The organism is Streptomyces sp. DvalAA-43 (genome assembly GCF_900091725.1).
Classification (GTDB): domain Bacteria; phylum Actinomycetota; class Actinomycetes; order Streptomycetales; family Streptomycetaceae; genus Streptomyces; species Streptomyces pulveraceus.
In genome coordinates, this window is the sequence record NZ_FMBW01000005.1 from 1 (window position 1) to 18102 (window position 18102).

Consider the following 18102-nt stretch of genomic DNA (forward strand, 5'->3'; position numbering starts at 1 on the left):
GGGTGTCAGGGCCTGGGTGTGCTCGGCTGCTTGACGGGTCATCTCCTTGCTGCTGACTCGTGGTCGGTTTCGGTAAGAGGCTTGCCTGTCTTATGGAAGCAGAAAAACTATGGAACTTTCGAGATGTCTGTGGGTCCCTCTTCGGGAACATCGGGGGTGGTTCCGGGCCGGTCCTCTCGGAGGATCTCTTCCATCAACTTGCTTTGGTCTTCTGGTAGTTGACCTGTCTTCTGTTTGGTGCGGGTCTTGCACAGCCACGGCCCGATCATGACGCGTTCGCCGTCGACCTCGATCCATTCCCTGGCCCCGGGTGGGCGGCCGTGACGCTCCACGAAGGCGCGCAGCAGCAGCGCTGTCTGTTCGAAGGAGCGGCGTTTCCTGGTACCGGATGTGACGGGCGTTCTCGGCGTTTGTCTCAGTGGGACTTGATCGGCGGTCAGGCCGAGGCTGGTGAGGAGGTCGCGTTGGCCGGAGTTGAGTTCGTGCCAGGTGGTGAACTGACGGTGCAGCCAGCTGCCGGCCTTCACGCCGTCGATCACCGTGTCGCGGCGCAGCGTGGCCGGGTCGTGGCCGGCTTCGATGTGGTGCTTGATCAGGTGGTATTTGCGGTGCCAGTCGGGGCCGTGCGGGAGTGTCCAGTGCGGGTCGAGGGTGGTGAGCTGGGCTTCGCGGCTGGGGGCGAGGCGGCCTTTGCGTGCCAGGGACCGCTGGTCGGCGAGGAACTGGCCGCCCGGTTCCTGGGAGGGGATGGCGAGGTGGCCGTGGGCGGTGTGGAAGGCCTCGATGGTGGCCAGGTGTCCCTGCCAGGCGGCTTCGCTGTCGTCCCAGACCATGCCCAGGTCTTCGAGTTCGGCGGTCCAGTCGGTGGTGAGAGCGCCTTGGTGGTAGGCGGTGCGTTGCCCGGTGATGAACTGGCCGAGTCGGTAGCCGTAGGCGTCTTCGTAGTCGGCCGGGACGCGGAGGTGGCCGTGCTCGGCGTGGTAGCGGACGGCGGCCGCGAGTCCCGCGCGGCGGGGCGCGGACAGGACAGCGCCGGCTGCGGGCCAGGCCAGCAGGTCCATGGCCCGGGCGATATGTCCGGGGTCGAGGGTGAAGTCGAACCGGAATCGGCGTGTGATCAGGGTGTGGGTGTTGGCGTCCAGGCGGCGCTTGGCGTTCTTGCGCGGGGCCCGGGCAGCGATGGACTGGTCATGGTGCCGGAGCGCCGCGGTGACCAGCCAGAGGGCCTCGTAGGGGGTGGAGAGGAGGTCGCTGGGGTCGGCGTCGGGTGGGGTGTAGGCGGGGATGACCAGGCTCGCCGTCTTGCGCTCGATGGTCGGGGGCTTGCGCAGCGCGCGGCCGAGGGCCTGGACGATACGGCGCACGCTCGCCGTGCGGTCCGCGAACACGATCGCGTCCACGGCTGGCAGGTCCACCCCCTCCCCCAGGACCTGGGCATTGGTCAGCACGCCGCGGTCGGCATCGGCGAAGCCGGTGAGGATGGCATGGCGCTGGCCGGGGGTGTGCGTGCCGTTGATCGACTGCACGAGAAGGCCGTCGGCCCATGCGGGGCGTTGCTTCTCGGGGAGGGTGCGCAGCGTATGGGGGAACTGGCGGGCGAAGTCGGCGGCGTCCGCGACCTGCTGGAAGTACACGATCACGTGGCGCAGGTCGTGCTGGATCATGGCCTTGAGGACGGCCAGGTGCAGCGCGGTCGTGCGACGGGCGCTCGGGCTGAACCCGGTGTGGGTGTCCTGGTTGGTAAGGACTGTGCGCAGGTCAGTGCTGGTGATCGTGGGCACGAGGAGCTGGTAGTCGGCCAGGACGCCGTCCTCGATCGCGTCACTCGTGGCGAACGCCGCCGATGTGCAGTCCCTTCCCGCTGATGGCGACGCCCGCCGCCTCGGCGTCGGTGGCGGGGTCGGGGGGTGTGGTGAGCGTGGTGAGGTCGGCGTAGTCGACGAGGAACCGGGTGGGCAGAGGGCTGCCGCCGGTGGTCTCGATCACTTCCTGTCGTCCGTCGGGCAGAGCCTGGATGAGGAAGTGGTCGGGGTGGGCCGCGGTCATGGAGTGGGTGTAGTCGTCCCGGGAGGTGTCGTCGAACCACTGGACGAACCCGGCGGCACTGCCGCCGGTCACCTGGAGCTCGCACACGGACGTGGCACGCCCGCCGCGGGAGAGCCGGGCGGTGGTGTTCGCCACGATGTCGCCGACGCGGAGGTCGCGCCGCAGGCGGTGCTTGATCTCGTCGGCTCCCAGGGCGAGCTTGCTGTCGGCGAACTCCGCGCGCTGCCGGGCGAGGTCCCGGGACGGCAACGGAAGGCCGATCTTCGAGGCCGCCGCGGGCAGGCGCTCGGCCTCCCACGCCAGAACCTGGTCGCGGCTGAACCGGTGGCCGTCGATGGTCGCGTGCACGGTGGGCGATGCGTTGCTCATGGTGTGGCTCCGTTACTGCCAAGTGAGTGTCGGTGGTGGGAGGTTGCCGACCGTCTCAGTCGCGGGCCGGCGTTGGCGCGAGGGGGGCGGGCGTCGATGCGGCGTGGATGCCCTGTCGGCTCAGCGCGAGTTCGACGGAGCGGTCGACGAGGCGGTCATCGAGCGGCCGCCCCGTGACGAGGAGCCGGAAGTACGTGGGCGCGGCGAGATCCTCGATCAGCTCGTACGGGTCGGTGTCCGCCGAGAGCTCACCGCGCTCGACTGCACGGGTCACGATCGCGGCGGCGCCGGCGAACCGCTCCTTCCAGAAGGCGCCCTTGGCCGCCACCACTTCGTCGTCCGCCGTGAGGGACACGACGGTGAGGATCACCCGCCGGACCTCGGGCCGTTCGACGAGCGCCACGACCTGGCTGAGGAGTGCCCGCAGGTCCCCTTCGAGCGTGCCGGTGTCCGGTATCGGGTTCCCGGTCTTCGCGAACTCGGACAGCGCGTCGGCGACCAGGTGTGCCTTGCTCGGCCAGCGGCGGTAGACGGTGGTCTCCGCTACCTGGGCCGCGGCGGCCACACGGGCGATCGTGAGGTGCTCATAGCCCTCCTGGAGCAGCACCTCCGCGGTGGCGCGGAGGACGTTCCCCCGGTTGCGGGCGGTGCGCCCACCGGGGCGGCGCTGCACGGACTTCTCGGTCATGGATTCCTTTACGCCACGGCGAACGGCCGACCGCCACCAGTCTCCCTAGTGCAGCACTTCTTGCATTAGAGTGTGGCACGCGAGCTCGTCCAGCAGTAGTGGTGACAGGTGCGAAATCAACTCTTCCGCGTCGCGAAGCACTCACCTCCGGGCACTTCTCGCACATAAGGCCCTCTGTGCCCGGCCACCGCTCGACGTCCGGTGATCCGCTCACCCCGCGTACACGCCACCGCCCCCGTCTGGGCCTCCGGCCTCACCGTCTCCCCTCCTCAGCCCTCACCCACTGGAAGGCGGCCGGCCCGTCAGTCCAGCCGGGCCGCGCCTCTACCCGGCCTGCCGCCAGAGCGTCGCAGAGCCCGCCGTGGCCGCGGCGGTGTTGGCCCACCAGCGACAGTTCCACCAGCAATCGGACCGTCCGCGTCCGCCAGCTCGAACAGTCTCAGCACAGTCGGCATCACCGGCTCCGGCGGGGTCGTGCGCGCTATGGCCTCGGCAACACCGGGGAAGAAGTGCCGCGAGCATCCAAAGGCGCTCCGTGCTCATTTCTTCGCCCAGTCAGCCGGTCTTCCCCCCGTTTCAGCGACCCGGCGGAACATGACCCGTCGGCTGGAGGATGGTGAACACCGTGGCGGTGGTCAGGCCATAGAGCAGGTGAGCGGTCAGATCCTTGGCCAGGGTCACTCGGTCGTACTCGGAAATCGGCCGGTAGAGACCGGCCGCCGGCAGGACGACGTAGCCCGCGACCCAGAGTCCGGCGCCGAAAGGGACGCCGTAGCCGATCCGCGGCCGCTGCGCCGAACCGGCGAGAAGACCGTACGGCCCGCCCGCGAGAACGCCGTACGCCCAGTGGGTGATGTTGTTGGTCAGCCGGGCACGCCGAGCCGGCAGCTCGCGCTGGAACAGGCCCTCCACCAGTCGACGGCCGACCTGCGCCGGAGCCGGAGCGTGCTTCCAGTCCTGGACGGAGGCCGCCGACTCCCAGGAGAAGAACCCCTCGTCGCCGCCGCCCCGCCGGTAGCGCGCGTACAGCAGCGCATCCATCGCGAGCGTGCCGGCCACGCCCGCGAGCATGCCCCGGACCACAACGCCCAACGGTGTCCCTATAGCCATAGCATGACAATACATATAGTTACGCTGAATATGCGCACAGTGACGCGTGGGGTGGGGTTGGCCTTTCGATCAGAAGGAACAGGCAATGTCGCATCACCTGGATACTCCGCAGGCGGCCAAGAACGGCCAGTTGTTCATCGGCGACCTCTACGCCTTCCCGGGCGAACACGGCACCGTCCTGGTCATGGACCTCAACTCCAACGTCACCGGCGTCCACCAGAGACGGGGGTTCCATCCCGAAGCGCGCTGCGAATTCAATATCCACGCGAATGGGGCGGAGTTCGAGGAGTTGACCTACCGGGTCTCCTTCGGTGAGCCGGACGCGGACGGCGGCCAGGCACTGCGACTGGACGTTCTCACCGGTCAGGACGCCCGTGAGGACAGCGCCGACGGAAAGCTGGCTCTTGAGGGGCACACCGGCGAGACCGTCACGGATTCCGCCACCCGGCTCTGGGCCGGACGCGTACAGGACCCGTTCTACATGGACCTGTCCTGCTGGCCATCACCAACGGTGCGGTCGAGAAGGGGACTGCCGTCGACCTGTCGGGCTGGGATCCGCAGAAGGCGCAGAACACCTTCGCCGGCACCACGGTGGACACCATCGCGCTGGAGATTCCTCACGGCGACCACGGCCTGGCCCTGCGGCATCGTCGGGCCCCGCGTCGACGGCTGGTTCATGAGCCGCACTCCGGCAGAAGCTGTAGCGCGGCTGCCGCACCGCTGAAGGGTTCGCCCACGCCGTCCTCGGTCTCCCCCTACGCGGCAGCACGAGGCTGGACAAAGCTCAACATCTCCAGCCTCACCCGGTCTCCCCGAAGGAGACCGGATCAGGAACTCCTGTGGGCCTCCAGCCGCCGTACCTCGACCCCGCGCTGCCCGTCGCGGAGCGGGTCGCCGACCTCCTCGGGCGTATGACGCTGCCCGAGATCGGAGGTGCTGCTGTCCATCCGAACAGTTGGAGGCACCGCCCGGACGGGGCAGTCCGGGCAGCCTCCGGTGGTCGTCCGACATACAGCGTGCTTGCGTGGTCATGCACGACTGCCTCTCCAACGACCCGCCCCCTTGCGGGACCTCCAGATCCCGACCGGGCGTACCCGCCATGCACGCGGACACGCCCGCGGGGCGGCCCACCCTCCTCCTCCCCGCCCTGCAATGCCCTGCGATGCCTTCGAAAGGCGTACCCGTGCCCGACAGCCGCGACCAAGCAGAGATGAACGCGCTGCCCACGAACACCGAACCGACGGCGGGCGGCTGCCCCGTCACCGGGGCCAGGCAGCCGGGCCCGCTCATGGGAGACGGCATCCAGCAGTGGTGGCCCGACAGACTCGACCTCGGAGTCCTGCGCCGCTACGCCGACTGCACCGATCCCAACGGCAAGGGCTTCGACTACGCCGCGGCGTTCGACGCGCTCGATCTGCCGGCCGTCAAGCGCGACATCCTGCAGGTGCTGACCACCTCCCAGGACTGGTGGCCCGCCGACTACGGGCACTACGGGCCGTTCATCATCCGCATGGCCTGGCACCTGTCCGGGACCTACCGCGTCACCGACGGCCGGGGCGGCAACGGCGCCGGCCTTCAGCGCTTCGCACCGGTCAATTCCTGGCCCGACAACGTCAACCTGGACAAGGCCCGCCGCCTGCTGTGGTCGGTGAAGCAGAAGTACGGGCGCGCGCTGTCCTGGGCGGACCTCATGGTGCTGTCGGGCAACGTGGCACTGGATTCGATGGGCTTCAAGACCCTCGGATTCGGCGGCGGCCGCGAAGAGGTCTGGGGCCCGGACTCGGCCGTCTACTGGGGACCCGAACAGGTCTGGCTCACCGACGAACGGCACAAGGACGACGGCGAGCTCGAAACACCGCTCGCGGCCGACACCATGGGGCTGATCTATGTCAACCCCGAAGGCCCCAAGGGCAACCCCGACCCCATGGCGTCGGCCACCGACATCCGCGAGACCTTCACCCGGATGGCGATGAACGACGAGGAGACCGTCGCCCTGTGCGCCGGCGGCCACACCTTCGGCAAGACCCACGGCGCCGCACCGTCCGACACGCTCGGCCCCGAGCCGGAAGCCGCGCCGATCGAGGAGCAGGGCCTGGGCTGGAAAGGCACGTACGGATCCGGCAACGGCAACGACACCGTCACCAGCGGTCTGGAGGTCATCTGGACCGACACCCCCACCACCTGGGACAACCGCTACTTCGAAATCCTCCTCGGCTACGAGTGGGAGCTGACGAAGAGCCCCGGCGGGGCCTACCAGTGGAAGCCGAAGAACGACGAGGGCAAGGACATCGTCCCCGACCCGCACGACCCGTCCGCGCGGCGTACTCCTTCCATGCTCACCACCGACGTCGCGATGCGGGTCGACCCCGACTACGCACGGGTCTGCCGCCGATTCCTCGAACACCCCGAGGAATTCACCGAGGCGTTCGCCCAAGCCTGGTACAAGCTCACCCACCGCGACGTGGGCCCCATCGCCCGCTACCTCGGCCCCGAGGTCCCCGCGCAGGAACACATCTGGCAGGACCCACTGCCCCGGCCCACCGAAGCCTTCCTCGACAACGACGGTGTCGAACTACTCAAGTCCCGCGTCCTGGCCTCCGGGATCCCGGTGGCCGATCTCGTGTGGATCGCCTGGTCCTCGGCGTCCACCTTCCGCCGCAGCGACAAGCGCGGTGGGGCCAACGGCGCCCGCATCCGCCTCGAACCCCAGAACGGCTGGGCCGTCAACGAACCGCACCGGCTCTCCGCCCTCCTCCACCGGCTGGAGGACATCCGCAAGGACTTCAACTCCTCCCGCCCCACGGGCCACGGCGTCTCCATGGCCGACCTCATCGTCCTGGCCGGCACCGTCGCCGTCGAGAAGGCCGCTGCCGACGCCGGCCACGACGTCGAGGTCACCTTCATCCCGGGCCGGGTCGACGCCACCCAGGACCACACCGACATCGACGGCTTCTCCTACCTGGAGCCCGCGGCCGACTCGTTCCGCAACTACGCCGGCAAGGACACCCTCCCCGCCGAATACCGCCTCGTCGACCGCGCCGACCTGCTCGGCCTGAGCGCCCAGCAGATGACCGCCCTGGTCGGCGGGCTGAGAACCCTCGGCGCCACCTACCAGAACACCCCCACGGGCGTGCTCACCGCGACCCCCGGCGTGCTGACCAACGACTACTTCGTCAACCTCCTCGACCAAGGCACCTCCTGGAGTCCCGCCGCACACGACCCCACGGTCTTCGAAGGACGCGACGCCACGACCGGTACGGCCCGCTGGACCGCGAGCCGCGCAGACCTGGCCTTCGGCTCCCACGCCGAACTCCGCGCCCTCGCCGAGGTCTACGCAAGTACCGACGGAACACTGAAGTTCATCGAGGACTTCACGGCAGCCTGGACCCACACCATGAACCTCGACAGGTTCGACCTGCGCACCCACGCATAGCACCTGTCCGACCGATCATGCACCCGCCCCGTGTCCGAGTCGTCGACCGTCGTAGTGTCGCGTGGTGAAATCCTGCCCCGCTCATTACAAGGTCGCTCCGACGTGCTTCGACTGCTTGAGGGCGGCGTTGAGTTCGCGTCCGGCCGATGTCGCAGAGCTCACTCGCTTGGAGCCGGGCGCCTTCGCTGCGTTCGCCGGAGCCCACCGGGCCTGGGTGGAGAACCTCCTGCTTGCCGAGTGCGCTCATCAGTCGTTGGTCGGGTGGCCCTCCTCCGGCCCTCCGCTTGTGGTGCGCTGGGCAGCGTGGAGTACACCCGCAGTTGCCACCGCGCTGCCGGTGCCGGCCTCGGTCGCCGTTGGGCTCGCCCGGGCGCACCAGCAACGCGAGGGGATCCGTAGCCGCCACGAGATGGTGACATCTCGCCTACTCGACGGCCTCGATTCCCATGTGGACCAGCAGCTTGCTCAGTTGTGGCATGACCTGGCACTGCTGGCCGGGGAACGGGATCCGGTGGCGGCGGCCGGCCTGCGCAAGAGAGTGGAAAATCGGGCACGGCCGGCACTCTGGGCGCGCTCGCTGGAGTGGATTCTGCTCCTGGGGATCCAGTTGGAAGGCCTGGACGTCGCGCTCACCGTCGCGCTCGCCGACAAGCACCCCACGGTCAGGCAAGCGGTCAGCCGCTGTGGCCGGAGCCAAGTCCTCAGTGTCCAGCTACGTGCCGCCGGGCTGCAGGCCGCAGTCGAGTCAACGAGGCCGCTGGAAGAGCGGCTGCTCGACATCGTCTCCGCGTCGGTCGACGCCCGCCGGAGCGACTTTCCCCGACCGCTGGGTGCTCCGTCGTCCACCTGGCTTGCCGACCTCGGGCTGGAAGGCCTCGTTCGGGGTGCCACCCGCCGCGCGGTTGCCGAGTTCGCCAGTTCCGTGGGTGACCTCGGTGCCGCTGAGGAAGAGCATCTGACCGCCACGCTGCTGGCCTGCCTCTTCAGCGAGTTCACCGCCGTGCCCGCCCGAGCACGGCTGACAGGCCTGGGTGGCCCACATCTGCGAGTCGGCCACCGCACCGTGACCAAGAAGGAGGAACGGACCAACGGCGCCGACATCGGCGTCGTCGTCGACATACGCGTACCTGGCCAGCTCCAGCTGCGGATTGGAGACCTCATCCAGGTGAAGAAGTCCACCGCCCTGACGCCCGGCCGCACCGGGCGCGAGGACACGTGGACCATCAAGCGCCGTCAGCTGCACGACCTGCTGGAGCATAGTGCCAGCGCTGTGTACTGGCTGATCAGGGGCACCGGTGATGTGATCGTGGTTCCGGCGAAGTTTCTGTCCGCAGTCGAGGCCGCCACCGCCCATCCGGCCTCTCAGCAGTTCACCGTCGGTTACACAGCCGTCCGGCACACCGCAGTTCCCATGGAGCAGTACCTGCCCGACTTGGTTGTGGGCTTGTGGCTCGGGAACAGCAGCGAGCACACACTCCAGGCTGCACAAGGCACCGGCCGCACCACCCGGCCCCGGTTCGCCCTCACCATCGACGTCGTTCTCGAACCCATGGAGGGGTGAATTGGCAAACTCCAGCTCGCTTTGGTGATCTATTCGAGGCAGACACCGCCCCGGCCCGGCACATTGGCTGGCGCGGGCCGTGCTGGCGGGCGGGGACACCCAGCAGGGCCTCGCCGGGGTCGAGCCCGGCCTGCGTGGCGGCGTCAGTGAGCGCTTGGTGGATCTGGTCGTGGTCCAGCAGGCGGGCCTCGACCAAAGGACGCCGGAACCCGGAGCAGTTGATGTAGCAATCGAGGCGCATCGAGCGTTCATTTCTCGGCGCCGCACGCAGAGGCCCTCTGAAGAATATCGGACGGTGACTGAGCCTTTTCCAACCTCACGCTAAAGCGCGCTGAGGGACAGGGGCTGCCTGGACCCATCGTGGTGATGAAATGCCACCAGCCGAGGCGGGCACGACCCGATCCGCTGCCCGCACTTTCGATCCTCGCTTGCACCTCGCACCCCTTCGCCACCACGGTCACCCAGGGCTCGTTCTGGAATGCTGGATCGGCCCCGCAGGCAGGCTCGTGGTACCCCTCACAACGCTCCTTGCAAGAATGCTTCCTGCACGCATGCTTCGATCGGGGGTGGGTTCGTTGGTCTGGTTCGCGGAGAGGTTCCTCTGGGACGGGGAGCGTCCTGAGTGGACGCGGGTCCCATCGAAGTCTGTGGGGCCCATACGGTTCGGTCAGAGCAAGGAGGAAGTCTCAGCCGCTCTGGGCGAGCCGATCACGGGATGGGGCGAGAGGTACGAGCGTTGGTATCCCTTCGACGGAGTTGGCATCGACACCTACTACGACCAGGAGTCTCGGGCCTTGGCTGCCGTAGCTGTCGATGCCTGCCGGGGCCCCAGGTCAGCCTCGACGGCACTCCTCTGGTTGGCCGGCTGCCCTCGGAACTCGAACCCTGGATCGAGGAGACCGCGTCAACACTTGAGGATCCGACCCTGCCCGAGTACGTCTACGGCCTGCGCTTCGGGCCCCGCGGGGAGCCGTATCTCCTCAGTCTGGGATTGATCCTGCGCTGCCAGCAGAACGGCGACCACGCCCGCTGTCGCCCCGTGTTCCTTGCTCCTCAGTGGTCCATGCGAGGCCAGGAATGGATCGAGAACTTGATCCCCGACAGGGAGTGGCTCACGTATTAAGCCCCTTCGTGACGGGTGGTTGGGCCGGCAGCCCCGACGGCGGGTATGAAGAACGCTCCTGGTAGACGGGTTCACGACCAAGATCACCAGTCCGCCAGGAGCCCTCGCGTGCTTGCCTACCCATCCGGCATCGATCTGTCCGGCCGTACCCTGCAGCATCTCGCTGGCCTCCTCGCAGGTCACCGCCGCCGCGTCGGCTCCCGGTGGCGCCGCCTCACCTGCGGCCGGCAGGCCCTGCCCGTCCTGGCCCACCTGCGCTGCGGCGACACCTACGCCCGGCTCGCAGCGGGTTTCCGGGTCGGGATCGCGACTGTCTACTGGTACATACGCGAGGCCGTTGACCTTATGGCCGCTCAGGGCACCCACGCTGGAACAGGCCGTGACGGCCGTGCGGAAGAAGGCGTACGTGATCCTCGACGGCACCGTGCTGCCGATCGACCGCATCGCTGCCGACCGGCCGTACTACTCCGGGAAGAAGAAACACCATGGAATGAACGTGCAGGTCCTCGCCGATCCAGCTGGCCGGCTGATCTGGGCCTCGGACGCGCTACCCGGAGCTGTGCACGATCTGACTGCGGCCCGGACCCACGGCATTCCCGCCGCCCTGACCTCCGGAGACATCAAGTGCTGGGCGGACAAGGCATATCAGGGTGCAGGCGCTGCTGTCCGCGTCCCGTTCCGGGGGAAGAATCTGCGCGGCTGGCACCGGCGTTACAACCGCGATCACGCCAAGATTCGCAGCCTCGGCGAACGCGCTATAGCCACCCTCAAATGCTGGCGACTCCTGCGGAAGCTCCGTTGCAGCACCATCCGGATTACAGCCGTTGTCCGTGCCATCCTCGCCCTCGAACTTGCCACCTGATCAAGATGGAAAAGGCTCAGGGCCTGGCCGGGCTGGAAGGGGAGCGTCCCGGGGGTGCACGGGAACAGGTACCGGCCCGGGTGCGGTCCCGAGTGATCGCGCTGACGCGTATGACGCCGCCGGACGGCGCAGGGCTTTCGCACTGGTCCACTCGGGAGTTGGCGAAGTACCTGGAGCGGACCGAGAACATCACCGTGTCCTGGCACTACGTCGCGCGCGTCTGGCGGGAAGAACACCTGAAGCCGCACCGGTCCGGCACCTTCAAGATTTCCAAAGATCCCGCGTTCGCGGAGAAGGTGGCCGACGTGATCGGTCTGTATCTGGCCCCGCCAGGCGGTGCGGTGGTCCTCTCGATTGACGAGAAGACGCAGATCCAGGCGCTGGACCGGACCCAGCCGGTACTGCCCGTCGCGTTCGCGGCGAGCGAGAAGCGCACCGCCGACTACGTCCGGCACGGCACCACGAAACCTGTTCGCCGCCCTGAACGTGAGCACTGGCGAAGTGCTCGGCGAGTGCAGGCCGACCCGGAACGGCAAGGATTTCCTGGCCTACCTGAAGAAGGCGGTGAAACCGCACGCCGGGAAGGACATCCACGTCGTCCTGGACAACCTCTCCACGCACACCACCCCGGAAGTCAAGGAGTGGCTGGCCAAGAACCCGCACGTCCACTTCCACTTCACTCCCGTCGGCTCCTCGTGGCTCAACCAGATCGAGATCTGGTTCGGAATCCTGACCCGGCAGTCGATCCGCCGCGGCACGTTCTCCAGCGTCAACGTCCTGATCAAGCAGATCCGCGACTACATCACCTCCTGGAACGAGAGCGCGAAACCGTTCACCTGGACCGCGACCGCCGGCGAGGTCCTCGCGAAGGTCAGGCTCGTCGCGACCAACGTGAAGAAACTCGTCAATAACAACTCGAACTGACATGAACAGGATCACGAGACACTAGGGGTCCGGCTCGCGGTTCCCCACGACGCGGGAGTACGAGGATGATGTCCGCGTGATTCGAGACCTGCCGCCGTTGCCGTTGCCCCAGTACGTCGTGATCCGTATCGGCTGCTCACCAGAGGTGCCCACTGAGATTGCCGCCAAGCTGCGGCGGATCGGCGTCCCGGCGGGGCTGATCGGCTATGAGTACCAACCGCTGGCCGAGGCGGCAGTCCTCGGCGGGATGGACGAGAGCGGGTTGGTCGTCTTTGGGACCAGCGGCCTGTTTGGACACATCGCCATCGAAGTGGCTTCGCGCCGCATCGTGCACATCCCCATAGCCGAGTCTTCGACCACCAGTCACGTGAACAGGGACCTCGAAGCCTTCCACCGGTGCGTCGCGGCCACCATCGCCCGCTTCCCGTTCTACGAAGAAGGCGAGAAGGACAGATTCGACGAGGCGGCGGGCGACCTCCGCGAGCTCCTGGCCACCCTCGATGACACCGCGCTCGCACACAACGGGCTATGGGAGACCCTGTGTGACGACGTCGCGATGGGCGACTACGCGAACTGGGAGGACTGAAGCACGTCAGCACTCCAGCATCAGACCCGTGGCCGTCAGGCAGCCGTCGACCAGCTCCGGTCGGTACTGGATCCTTTTGAGGCGACGCTTCACGGCTCGGGTGATCTGGCTGAGGTCCGCGGCGGCGAGGTTGCCGATGTCGCGTTTCACCAGCGACCAGACGCCCTCCTGCGGGTTCAGGTCCGGGGCGTAGGTCGGTAGCTGGAATACGGTGAGCCAGGCGGTGTTGGCCGCGAAGAACTTCCGTAGCGGCACGACCAGGTGCATGCGCAGGTTGTCCCACACCAGGACGATCGGGCCGCCGAGCTGAGTGTGGGCACGGACGATCAAGTCGCGGTAGTCCTTCCAGCCGAAACCCTTGGGTTCGTCCTTGCGGCCACGATACTCGCGGACGGCGTAGATCAGACGAGACCGCTTCGAGTAGGCCCGCGTTGTAGTACGGGCGTGCCTTCCCGACCCGCGCTACAACGCGGGCCTACTCGATGACCAGAAATCGATCACTCGGGAAGGTACGCCCTCCGCGTTGCGCGAGGCACCTCTCCCGAGTCCGATCCACAGGTCTTGAGCATTGAAGCTCTGCCATCTTGAAGTGGCTGGTCAGCGGGGTGGCGTGACCTCGTTTCGGGGTGCTCGTGCTGGTCGTGGGCGGCAGTCTGTGTTGTAGATCGTCCGGCGGGGTGGTTTTGCCGATGAGTTCACCGTCCTCGAACGGTCTACTCAGCGATACGACCGTTCTCGACAGGAGTGCTATGTCCACCATCCAGCCAGTGATCATCACTGCCGACCAGGACGTTCTGCTCGGCTTCTATACGAAATTGTTCGGCGCTGAGGAGGTCTTCCGGGTGCCGGCTGAAGGCCCGGCCTTCTACCTCGGCTTGCGGATCGGCGACACCGATCTCGGGCTGGTGGCCAAGGCGAACCCGGGGACCGGGGCGGCACCGCGGATCCTGCTCAGCATCGGTGTCGACGACGTCGACGAGATGCTCGGCCGGGTGACGGCGCTGGGCGGCTCGGTCCGCGGCGGCCCCAACGACATGCCGTGGGGACAGCGCGTCGCCCACATCCAGGACCCCGACGGCAACTCGGTGAACCTCACCCAGCCGATCCCGGCCCGGTGACGCTGTTCCGGGGTGTTTGTGCTGGTCGTGGGCTGCCTGTGGTAGAGATCAATTTCCTGTAGTGGCCTCGATGTTCGTCAGTACGAGCAGCGCGCGAAACAGGTGGGTGGCGCGGGCGGGGTCTGTACGCAGCTTGGTGAGGATCCGCCAGTTCTTCAGATGGGCGAAGCCGCGTTCGACGGGGACGCGTCCGGCGGCCAGGATGCGGGTGGCCTCCTTCTCGGCGGGTGCGAGCTTGCGGGCACGGGTGGCCTTGAAGCCGGTGACGACCACGGGGTCGTCCCCGTCGTCGTCCAGGCCGAGGAAGCCCAGGTCGGCCAGGGCGCCGAGACCGGCAGCGCGCAGGTGGGCCAGGATGCGGTCGCGGCGGGCGGCGGTGATGTCGTGGGTGCGTCCGGGCCGGGCGGCCGATATCCACACCAGACGGCCCCGCTCGTCGGTCATCGCGAGGGCGTGCAGGCCGTGGCGCCGATGCTTGCCGGAGCAGTTCGGGCGGTTCGCCTCTCCGGTACGGCGCTGTGTGTGATGAGGGTGCCGTCGATCAGGACGACCTCGCCGCCCCGCCGGGCGATCTTCTTCAGGGCGCGGTCCAGGCGAGGGGCCTCCGCGGCCAGCAGGTGGATCAGCTCGTCGCGCCAGCGCCGGATGGTGGTGGCGGAGATGTCGTTGCCGCCGGCCATGTCGGCCAGGCGCTGGTCGTGCCGCAGCACGGCCAAGACGATCACCGCGATCCTCCCGGGCGGCAGCGCCCGCCACCTCGACCGTATCGCTTTGAGATGGCGTCGCAGCAGGTCGGTGAGGTAGTGCAGAGTGTGCGTGGGCAGCGGCAGGCGGCACTGGTAGACCAGGGACACGGTGTCTCCGGCGTGCTCTTCGGCTTTCGTCACACAATTCCAACAGCCGCCGGGGGCACCTTGGTTACGCCCCGATCGCCGAGCGGACCGGTCACGGGCGGGTGGTGAACTTCCCGTCGGGTCGTTTGTGCAGCCAGCCGCGGTCGGCCAGCTTCGTGAGCTTCCCGCGCAGCGGCTCCAGCCTGCCCCTCACCCCGGTGTCCAAGCCCAGTACCTCGCCGATCTGCCGGGTGGAGACCGGGCCGGCGGCCTGCCGCACGGCGGTCAGGATTCGCTGGTACTCCGCCGGCAGTGCGGACTCAGCCACCCCCAGCCCACGGTCCGGGACCAGCCGCACCGCCCGACCCGCCACCTGGACCACCGGCGACCCGGCCTCCGTGCGCTCGTCGGCGAGCTGCTCACTCATCCGCTGCCACACCCGCTCGGCCACGGCCAACTCATCACGCTCAGCCCGTACCTCCGACAGCTGCTTGACCAGCTGCCCTTCGAGTCCGTCCAGCTCCGCACGCCGCGCGGCGATCCGCTCCAACACCTCGGGATCCATCATGGGCCGGAGCGTAGGAGCGGCACCCGCGACGACGGACGGGAATCCGCAGAACCACCCCGCCGGACGATCTACAACACAGACTGCCGCCCACGACCAGCACGAGCACCCCGAAACGAGGTCACGCCACCCCGCTGACCAGCCACTTCAAGATGGCGCAGCTTCGATGATGGCAGGGGTGGATGGGGCATGCCCGCCGTCGCACGAGGGACTGCGAACGGCTCAGCGGAAAGGGCCGTGGGGCGCGAAGGCGTGGGCAGCGAAGCGCTTGCCCATTCGGCGGTATGCGGCGGCGGTGGGGTGAAGGCCGTCGGACAGGTCGTCTGCTTCCTCGGGGCCGAGCAGGGCTCGGCCGTCGAGACAGTGGAGGTGGGGATCAGATGTCTGTCGTGCTACGGCAATCCGAGCCAGTTCGGCGCGGACCACCGTCAGCGACAGTGCGCCGTGGGCCACGTCGGCCGGGTCGCCCAGGGCGGTGATCCTCCCGTCGGGTCCGGTCCTGGTCGGGCCGGGAACCTGTTCAAGGGCCGGGCAGCTCACCGGGGAGATCAGCAGCAGCGGGGTGTCCGGGTGCCCGTCACGGATCGTGTCCAGAAATCCGTGTACTGCCGGGCCGAACGTCCTCAGCCGGAAGGCGGTCAGGCTCACGATGTTAATGCCCACCTTCAAGCTGATCAGGTCGGCGGGCATGTCGCGGAGCGTCCGGGCGACGTAGGGGTCCAGCAGAGCGTTGCCCGCCTGGCTGAGGTTGATCACCTCCACCCCGCCGAGGGTGGCTGCCACCACCGGCCAGGTCCCGGTCGGGCCGTCAGCCTCGATGCAGTGGCTGATGGAACTGCCGTGGTGTACCCAGCGACGGCGCCCGTCCGGCAGCGGTGCCAGCACGTCGCCGTCGGCGCGCAGTGCCACCAGTTCCGTGGGGGTCTGCTGCGGGAGCCACAGCTCGATGTTCTTCATGCCGGGCGGCAGTCCGGCAAACCGTATGGTTCCGGGTTTGCCCGGGATGAGTCGCTGTGCGGCTCCGGGGCCCGCCATTCTCAGCACGTTGCCCACCGGCGTCTGCCGGCGCCCGGCCGGGACGCCGTCAACCAACAACTCCAGCATGCCGGTTGGGCGGGGGTGGGGGTCGGTGGCGAGTTGGCCGGTGGAGGTGAGGACCTCTAACTCCAGTGCGTGTGCATCGGTGCGGAAGACCAGCCGCACCCCTGAAGGCATCACGGTCACTCCGTAGACCGATGGGTTCTGGTACTGCTCCTTGGTCCACGCCGGCAACCGGCGTGGCATGATCCCTGCCGTTGTGGTCTCCAGGTCCAGTGCGCCCCGTAACTCCACCGGTCCGCCCACCAATGGGACCGCCCGCATCGGCCCGGTGCCTTCGTGGTTCATCGGCGCCCGCCGGTCTCCCAGTTGTGGACTTCGATGGTGGCGTACCGGTCCGGGGTCAGGATGGTGCGTGCCGTGTCCGGGTTCGGTGCCTGGAGCAGTGCGGCTGTGCCGAGCCATGTGTCGCCGTCGTCGGACAGCAGCGGCCCGTACGCGATCAGCCCGTCCTGGCCGGGTGGCGGGGTGAGGTCTGCGGCCGGGCCTTCGCCGAGGCCGAGGACCAGGTACTGGCTGCCGCTTTCTCGGTCACCGGGGAAGTCCCACATGGTGCGCCCCAGTACGTTGTGCCATCGGCGCAGCAGCACGTCCTGGTATGCCCCGGCCTGGTAGTTGGGCTCGTCGAAGGCGAACGCGCGGGCGGCGGCGGGGTCGGGCAGGTCGACGATGTGCACGCTTCCGGTGGGTGTCTCACCGTCGTCGGCGAAGGTCGGGCCTCGGGCGATCAGTTCCTTCGTGTACTGGTCCATGTAGGACCAGTGCTTCTCCAGCAGTTCCTCGCGCAATGCGCGGGAGTCCGGCCGGTCTCGGTGGTAGCAGAAGTACTCCATGGTCACAGACCCTTCCTCGCCCGAGGGCACCGTTTCAAGCGGCTTTGTCGCCAAAGGCTTTTGTGTTCCGAGCGGAACAGTGAGCCTTTTCAGCGTTGCCTCTCCAGGGTGAGGACGGCTGCGGCGATTGACGTCATGCGGTTGGGGCTCGCGCGGGACCCGGCGGAAGATGCGCCAGGACGTCAGTCGTGCCATCCCGCCCTCACCGGGCCGACCGGAAGGATGACCGCCCTGGAGAGCGGCCCCGAAGTCCTGTGGAAGGCGCTCACGACCCTGCTCAGCGACCAGCCGCCTACCACGCGGCCTCCCAGCACGGGCCGCACCAGGTCGCCGCCCACACGCCGGCCGCTGTCGCCCAGGCGTTCCTGGCCGCGACCGGGATGATCAGGTGACCAGCGGCACGGCTGCGCACTCGCTGATGCGGCAGGCCGTCGGCGAGCGGACCCTGAAGCGGGCCGCCCGCCAGTGCATGGGCCGCACCGGCTCCCCCGGCGCGGACGGCATGACGTGGAGGGCGTTCCGCCAGGACATGCCCGCCCGCATCACGGCCCTGTCCGCGGCGCTGTCGGCCGGCACTTGGCGGCCCGGCCCGTTGCGTGTCGAGGAGTTCGACGCTTGGGGTAAACGGCACACGGGCCTTGACCCTGGGTTTTGGACACCGGAGACACTTGGATCTTGATGGTCCAGGAGAACGGAGTCCCCGTGGGGATGAAGCACTACCCCGCCGAGTTCAAAGCGGATGCGGTCGCGTTGTACCGGTCGAGGCCGGGAGCGACGATCAAGTCCGTCGCCGGTGATCTCGGGGTGAACACCGAGACGCTGCGGAACTGGATCCGGGCCGCCGACGGGCGCCGGCCCGGCGCCCACTCCGCACCGCCGGCCGCTTCGCAGACCGGCGGCGACGCTGTTCAGGCGGAGCTGGCCGCCGCTCGCAAGAGGATCCGTGAGCTCAA

18 protein-coding genes and 3 pseudogenes are annotated in these 18102 nt (G+C 68.2%); 9 read left to right on the forward strand and 12 right to left on the reverse strand.

Annotated features, from left to right (window positions below):
* Positions 1–107 precede the first annotated feature (107 nt).
* The 4 genes from GA0115234_RS01200 to GA0115234_RS01215 all read right to left on the reverse strand — a co-directional run bounded on the left by GA0115234_RS01200 (position 108) and on the right by GA0115234_RS01215 (position 4213).
* On the reverse strand, positions 108–1781 hold the full coding sequence (locus GA0115234_RS01200; protein ID WP_343335916.1) for a Helicase associated domain protein: 1674 nt from the start codon (positions 1779–1781) through the stop codon (positions 108–110).
* A gap of 40 nt (positions 1782–1821) precedes the next feature.
* Positions 1822–2415, reverse strand: a complete 594-nt coding sequence (locus GA0115234_RS01205; protein WP_093538951.1) for a hypothetical protein — start codon at positions 2413–2415, stop codon at positions 1822–1824.
* 55 nt (positions 2416–2470) lie between these two features.
* Positions 2471–3103 (reverse strand): TetR-like C-terminal domain-containing protein, encoded by a 633-nt coding sequence (locus GA0115234_RS01210; RefSeq protein ID WP_093538952.1) that lies wholly within the window; start codon positions 3101–3103, stop codon positions 2471–2473.
* 576 nt (positions 3104–3679) lie between these two features.
* Positions 3680–4213: a hypothetical protein gene (locus GA0115234_RS01215; RefSeq protein WP_141718359.1), complete on the reverse strand. Its 534-nt coding sequence runs from the start codon at positions 4211–4213 to the stop codon at positions 3680–3682.
* A gap of 85 nt (positions 4214–4298) precedes the next feature.
* Here GA0115234_RS01215 and GA0115234_RS01220 point away from each other — a divergent pair, with 85 nt between their 5' ends.
* The 7 genes and pseudogenes from GA0115234_RS01220 to GA0115234_RS01250 all read left to right on the forward strand — a co-directional run bounded on the left by GA0115234_RS01220 (position 4299) and on the right by GA0115234_RS01250 (position 12702).
* Complete coding sequence (locus GA0115234_RS01220; RefSeq protein ID WP_202553250.1) at positions 4299–4937, forward strand: DUF4331 family protein; 639 nt, start codon at positions 4299–4301, stop codon at positions 4935–4937.
* Positions 4938–5423: 486 nt separating this feature from the next.
* The gene (gene katG / locus GA0115234_RS01230) at positions 5424–7646 is read left to right on the forward strand and encodes a catalase/peroxidase HPI (protein WP_093538955.1); all 2223 of its coding nucleotides are present in this window, start codon (positions 5424–5426) and stop codon (positions 7644–7646) included.
* Positions 7647–8055: 409 nt separating this feature from the next.
* Positions 8056–9207 carry a hypothetical protein gene (locus tag GA0115234_RS01235; RefSeq protein WP_141718360.1) on the forward strand — a complete coding sequence of 384 codons (1152 nt, stop codon included), beginning with the start codon at positions 8056–8058 and terminating at the stop codon, positions 9205–9207.
* A 1231-nt stretch (positions 9208–10438) separates the two neighbouring features.
* Positions 10439–11192: pseudogene (locus GA0115234_RS01240) on the forward strand (transposase family protein).
* 71 nt (positions 11193–11263) lie between these two features.
* Positions 11264–11356 (forward strand): annotated as a pseudogene (locus tag GA0115234_RS44175) (hypothetical protein); the annotation flags it as partial.
* A gap of 172 nt (positions 11357–11528) precedes the next feature.
* Positions 11529–12116, forward strand: coding sequence for an IS630 family transposase (locus GA0115234_RS42760; protein ID WP_256088527.1), 588 nt, complete (start codon positions 11529–11531; stop codon positions 12114–12116).
* A gap of 76 nt (positions 12117–12192) precedes the next feature.
* Complete coding sequence (locus tag GA0115234_RS01250; RefSeq protein WP_093538957.1) at positions 12193–12702, forward strand: SUKH-4 family immunity protein; 510 nt, start codon at positions 12193–12195, stop codon at positions 12700–12702.
* A 6-nt stretch (positions 12703–12708) separates the two neighbouring features.
* Here GA0115234_RS01250 and GA0115234_RS01255 read toward each other — a convergent pair whose 3' ends face one another.
* Positions 12709–13032 (reverse strand): transposase, encoded by a 324-nt coding sequence (locus GA0115234_RS01255; protein ID WP_237540990.1) that lies wholly within the window; start codon positions 13030–13032, stop codon positions 12709–12711.
* A 419-nt stretch (positions 13033–13451) separates the two neighbouring features.
* Here GA0115234_RS01255 and GA0115234_RS01260 point away from each other — a divergent pair, with 419 nt between their 5' ends.
* Entirely contained in the window at positions 13452–13820 is a 369-nt protein-coding gene (locus GA0115234_RS01260; RefSeq protein ID WP_093538959.1) for a VOC family protein, read from the forward strand.
* A gap of 48 nt (positions 13821–13868) precedes the next feature.
* Here GA0115234_RS01260 and GA0115234_RS44180 read toward each other — a convergent pair whose 3' ends face one another.
* The 7 genes and pseudogenes from GA0115234_RS44180 to GA0115234_RS42115 form a co-directional block, all read right to left on the reverse strand.
* Positions 13869–14279: a transposase family protein gene (locus GA0115234_RS44180; protein ID WP_343335917.1), complete on the reverse strand. Its 411-nt coding sequence runs from the start codon at positions 14277–14279 to the stop codon at positions 13869–13871.
* Positions 14261–14707: a hypothetical protein gene (locus GA0115234_RS44185; protein WP_343335918.1), complete on the reverse strand. Its 447-nt coding sequence runs from the start codon at positions 14705–14707 to the stop codon at positions 14261–14263. The genes GA0115234_RS44180 and GA0115234_RS44185 overlap by 19 nt, the downstream gene beginning before the upstream one ends.
* 58 nt (positions 14708–14765) lie before the next feature.
* Positions 14766–15221, reverse strand: coding sequence for a hypothetical protein (locus GA0115234_RS01270; protein WP_176729037.1), 456 nt, complete (start codon positions 15219–15221; stop codon positions 14766–14768).
* A 219-nt stretch (positions 15222–15440) separates the two neighbouring features.
* Positions 15441–16604 (reverse strand): SGNH/GDSL hydrolase family protein, encoded by a 1164-nt coding sequence (locus GA0115234_RS01275; protein ID WP_237540991.1) that lies wholly within the window; start codon positions 16602–16604, stop codon positions 15441–15443.
* Entirely contained in the window at positions 16601–17149 is a 549-nt protein-coding gene (locus GA0115234_RS01280; RefSeq protein WP_093538962.1) for a YciI family protein, read from the reverse strand. The genes GA0115234_RS01275 and GA0115234_RS01280 overlap by 4 nt, the downstream gene beginning before the upstream one ends.
* An 89-nt stretch (positions 17150–17238) precedes the next feature.
* Positions 17239–17359: pseudogene (locus GA0115234_RS41250) on the reverse strand (IS5/IS1182 family transposase); the annotation flags it as partial.
* 174 nt (positions 17360–17533) lie between these two features.
* Positions 17534–17725, reverse strand: a complete 192-nt coding sequence (locus tag GA0115234_RS42115) for a hypothetical protein (protein ID WP_161275531.1) — start codon at positions 17723–17725, stop codon at positions 17534–17536.
* 132 nt (positions 17726–17857) lie between these two features.
* On the opposite strand from GA0115234_RS42115, the gene GA0115234_RS01290 reads away from it, so the two are divergent.
* Positions 17858–18102: transposase (locus GA0115234_RS01290; protein ID WP_161275523.1), on the forward strand; the 245-nt coding region annotated here is incomplete at its 3' end.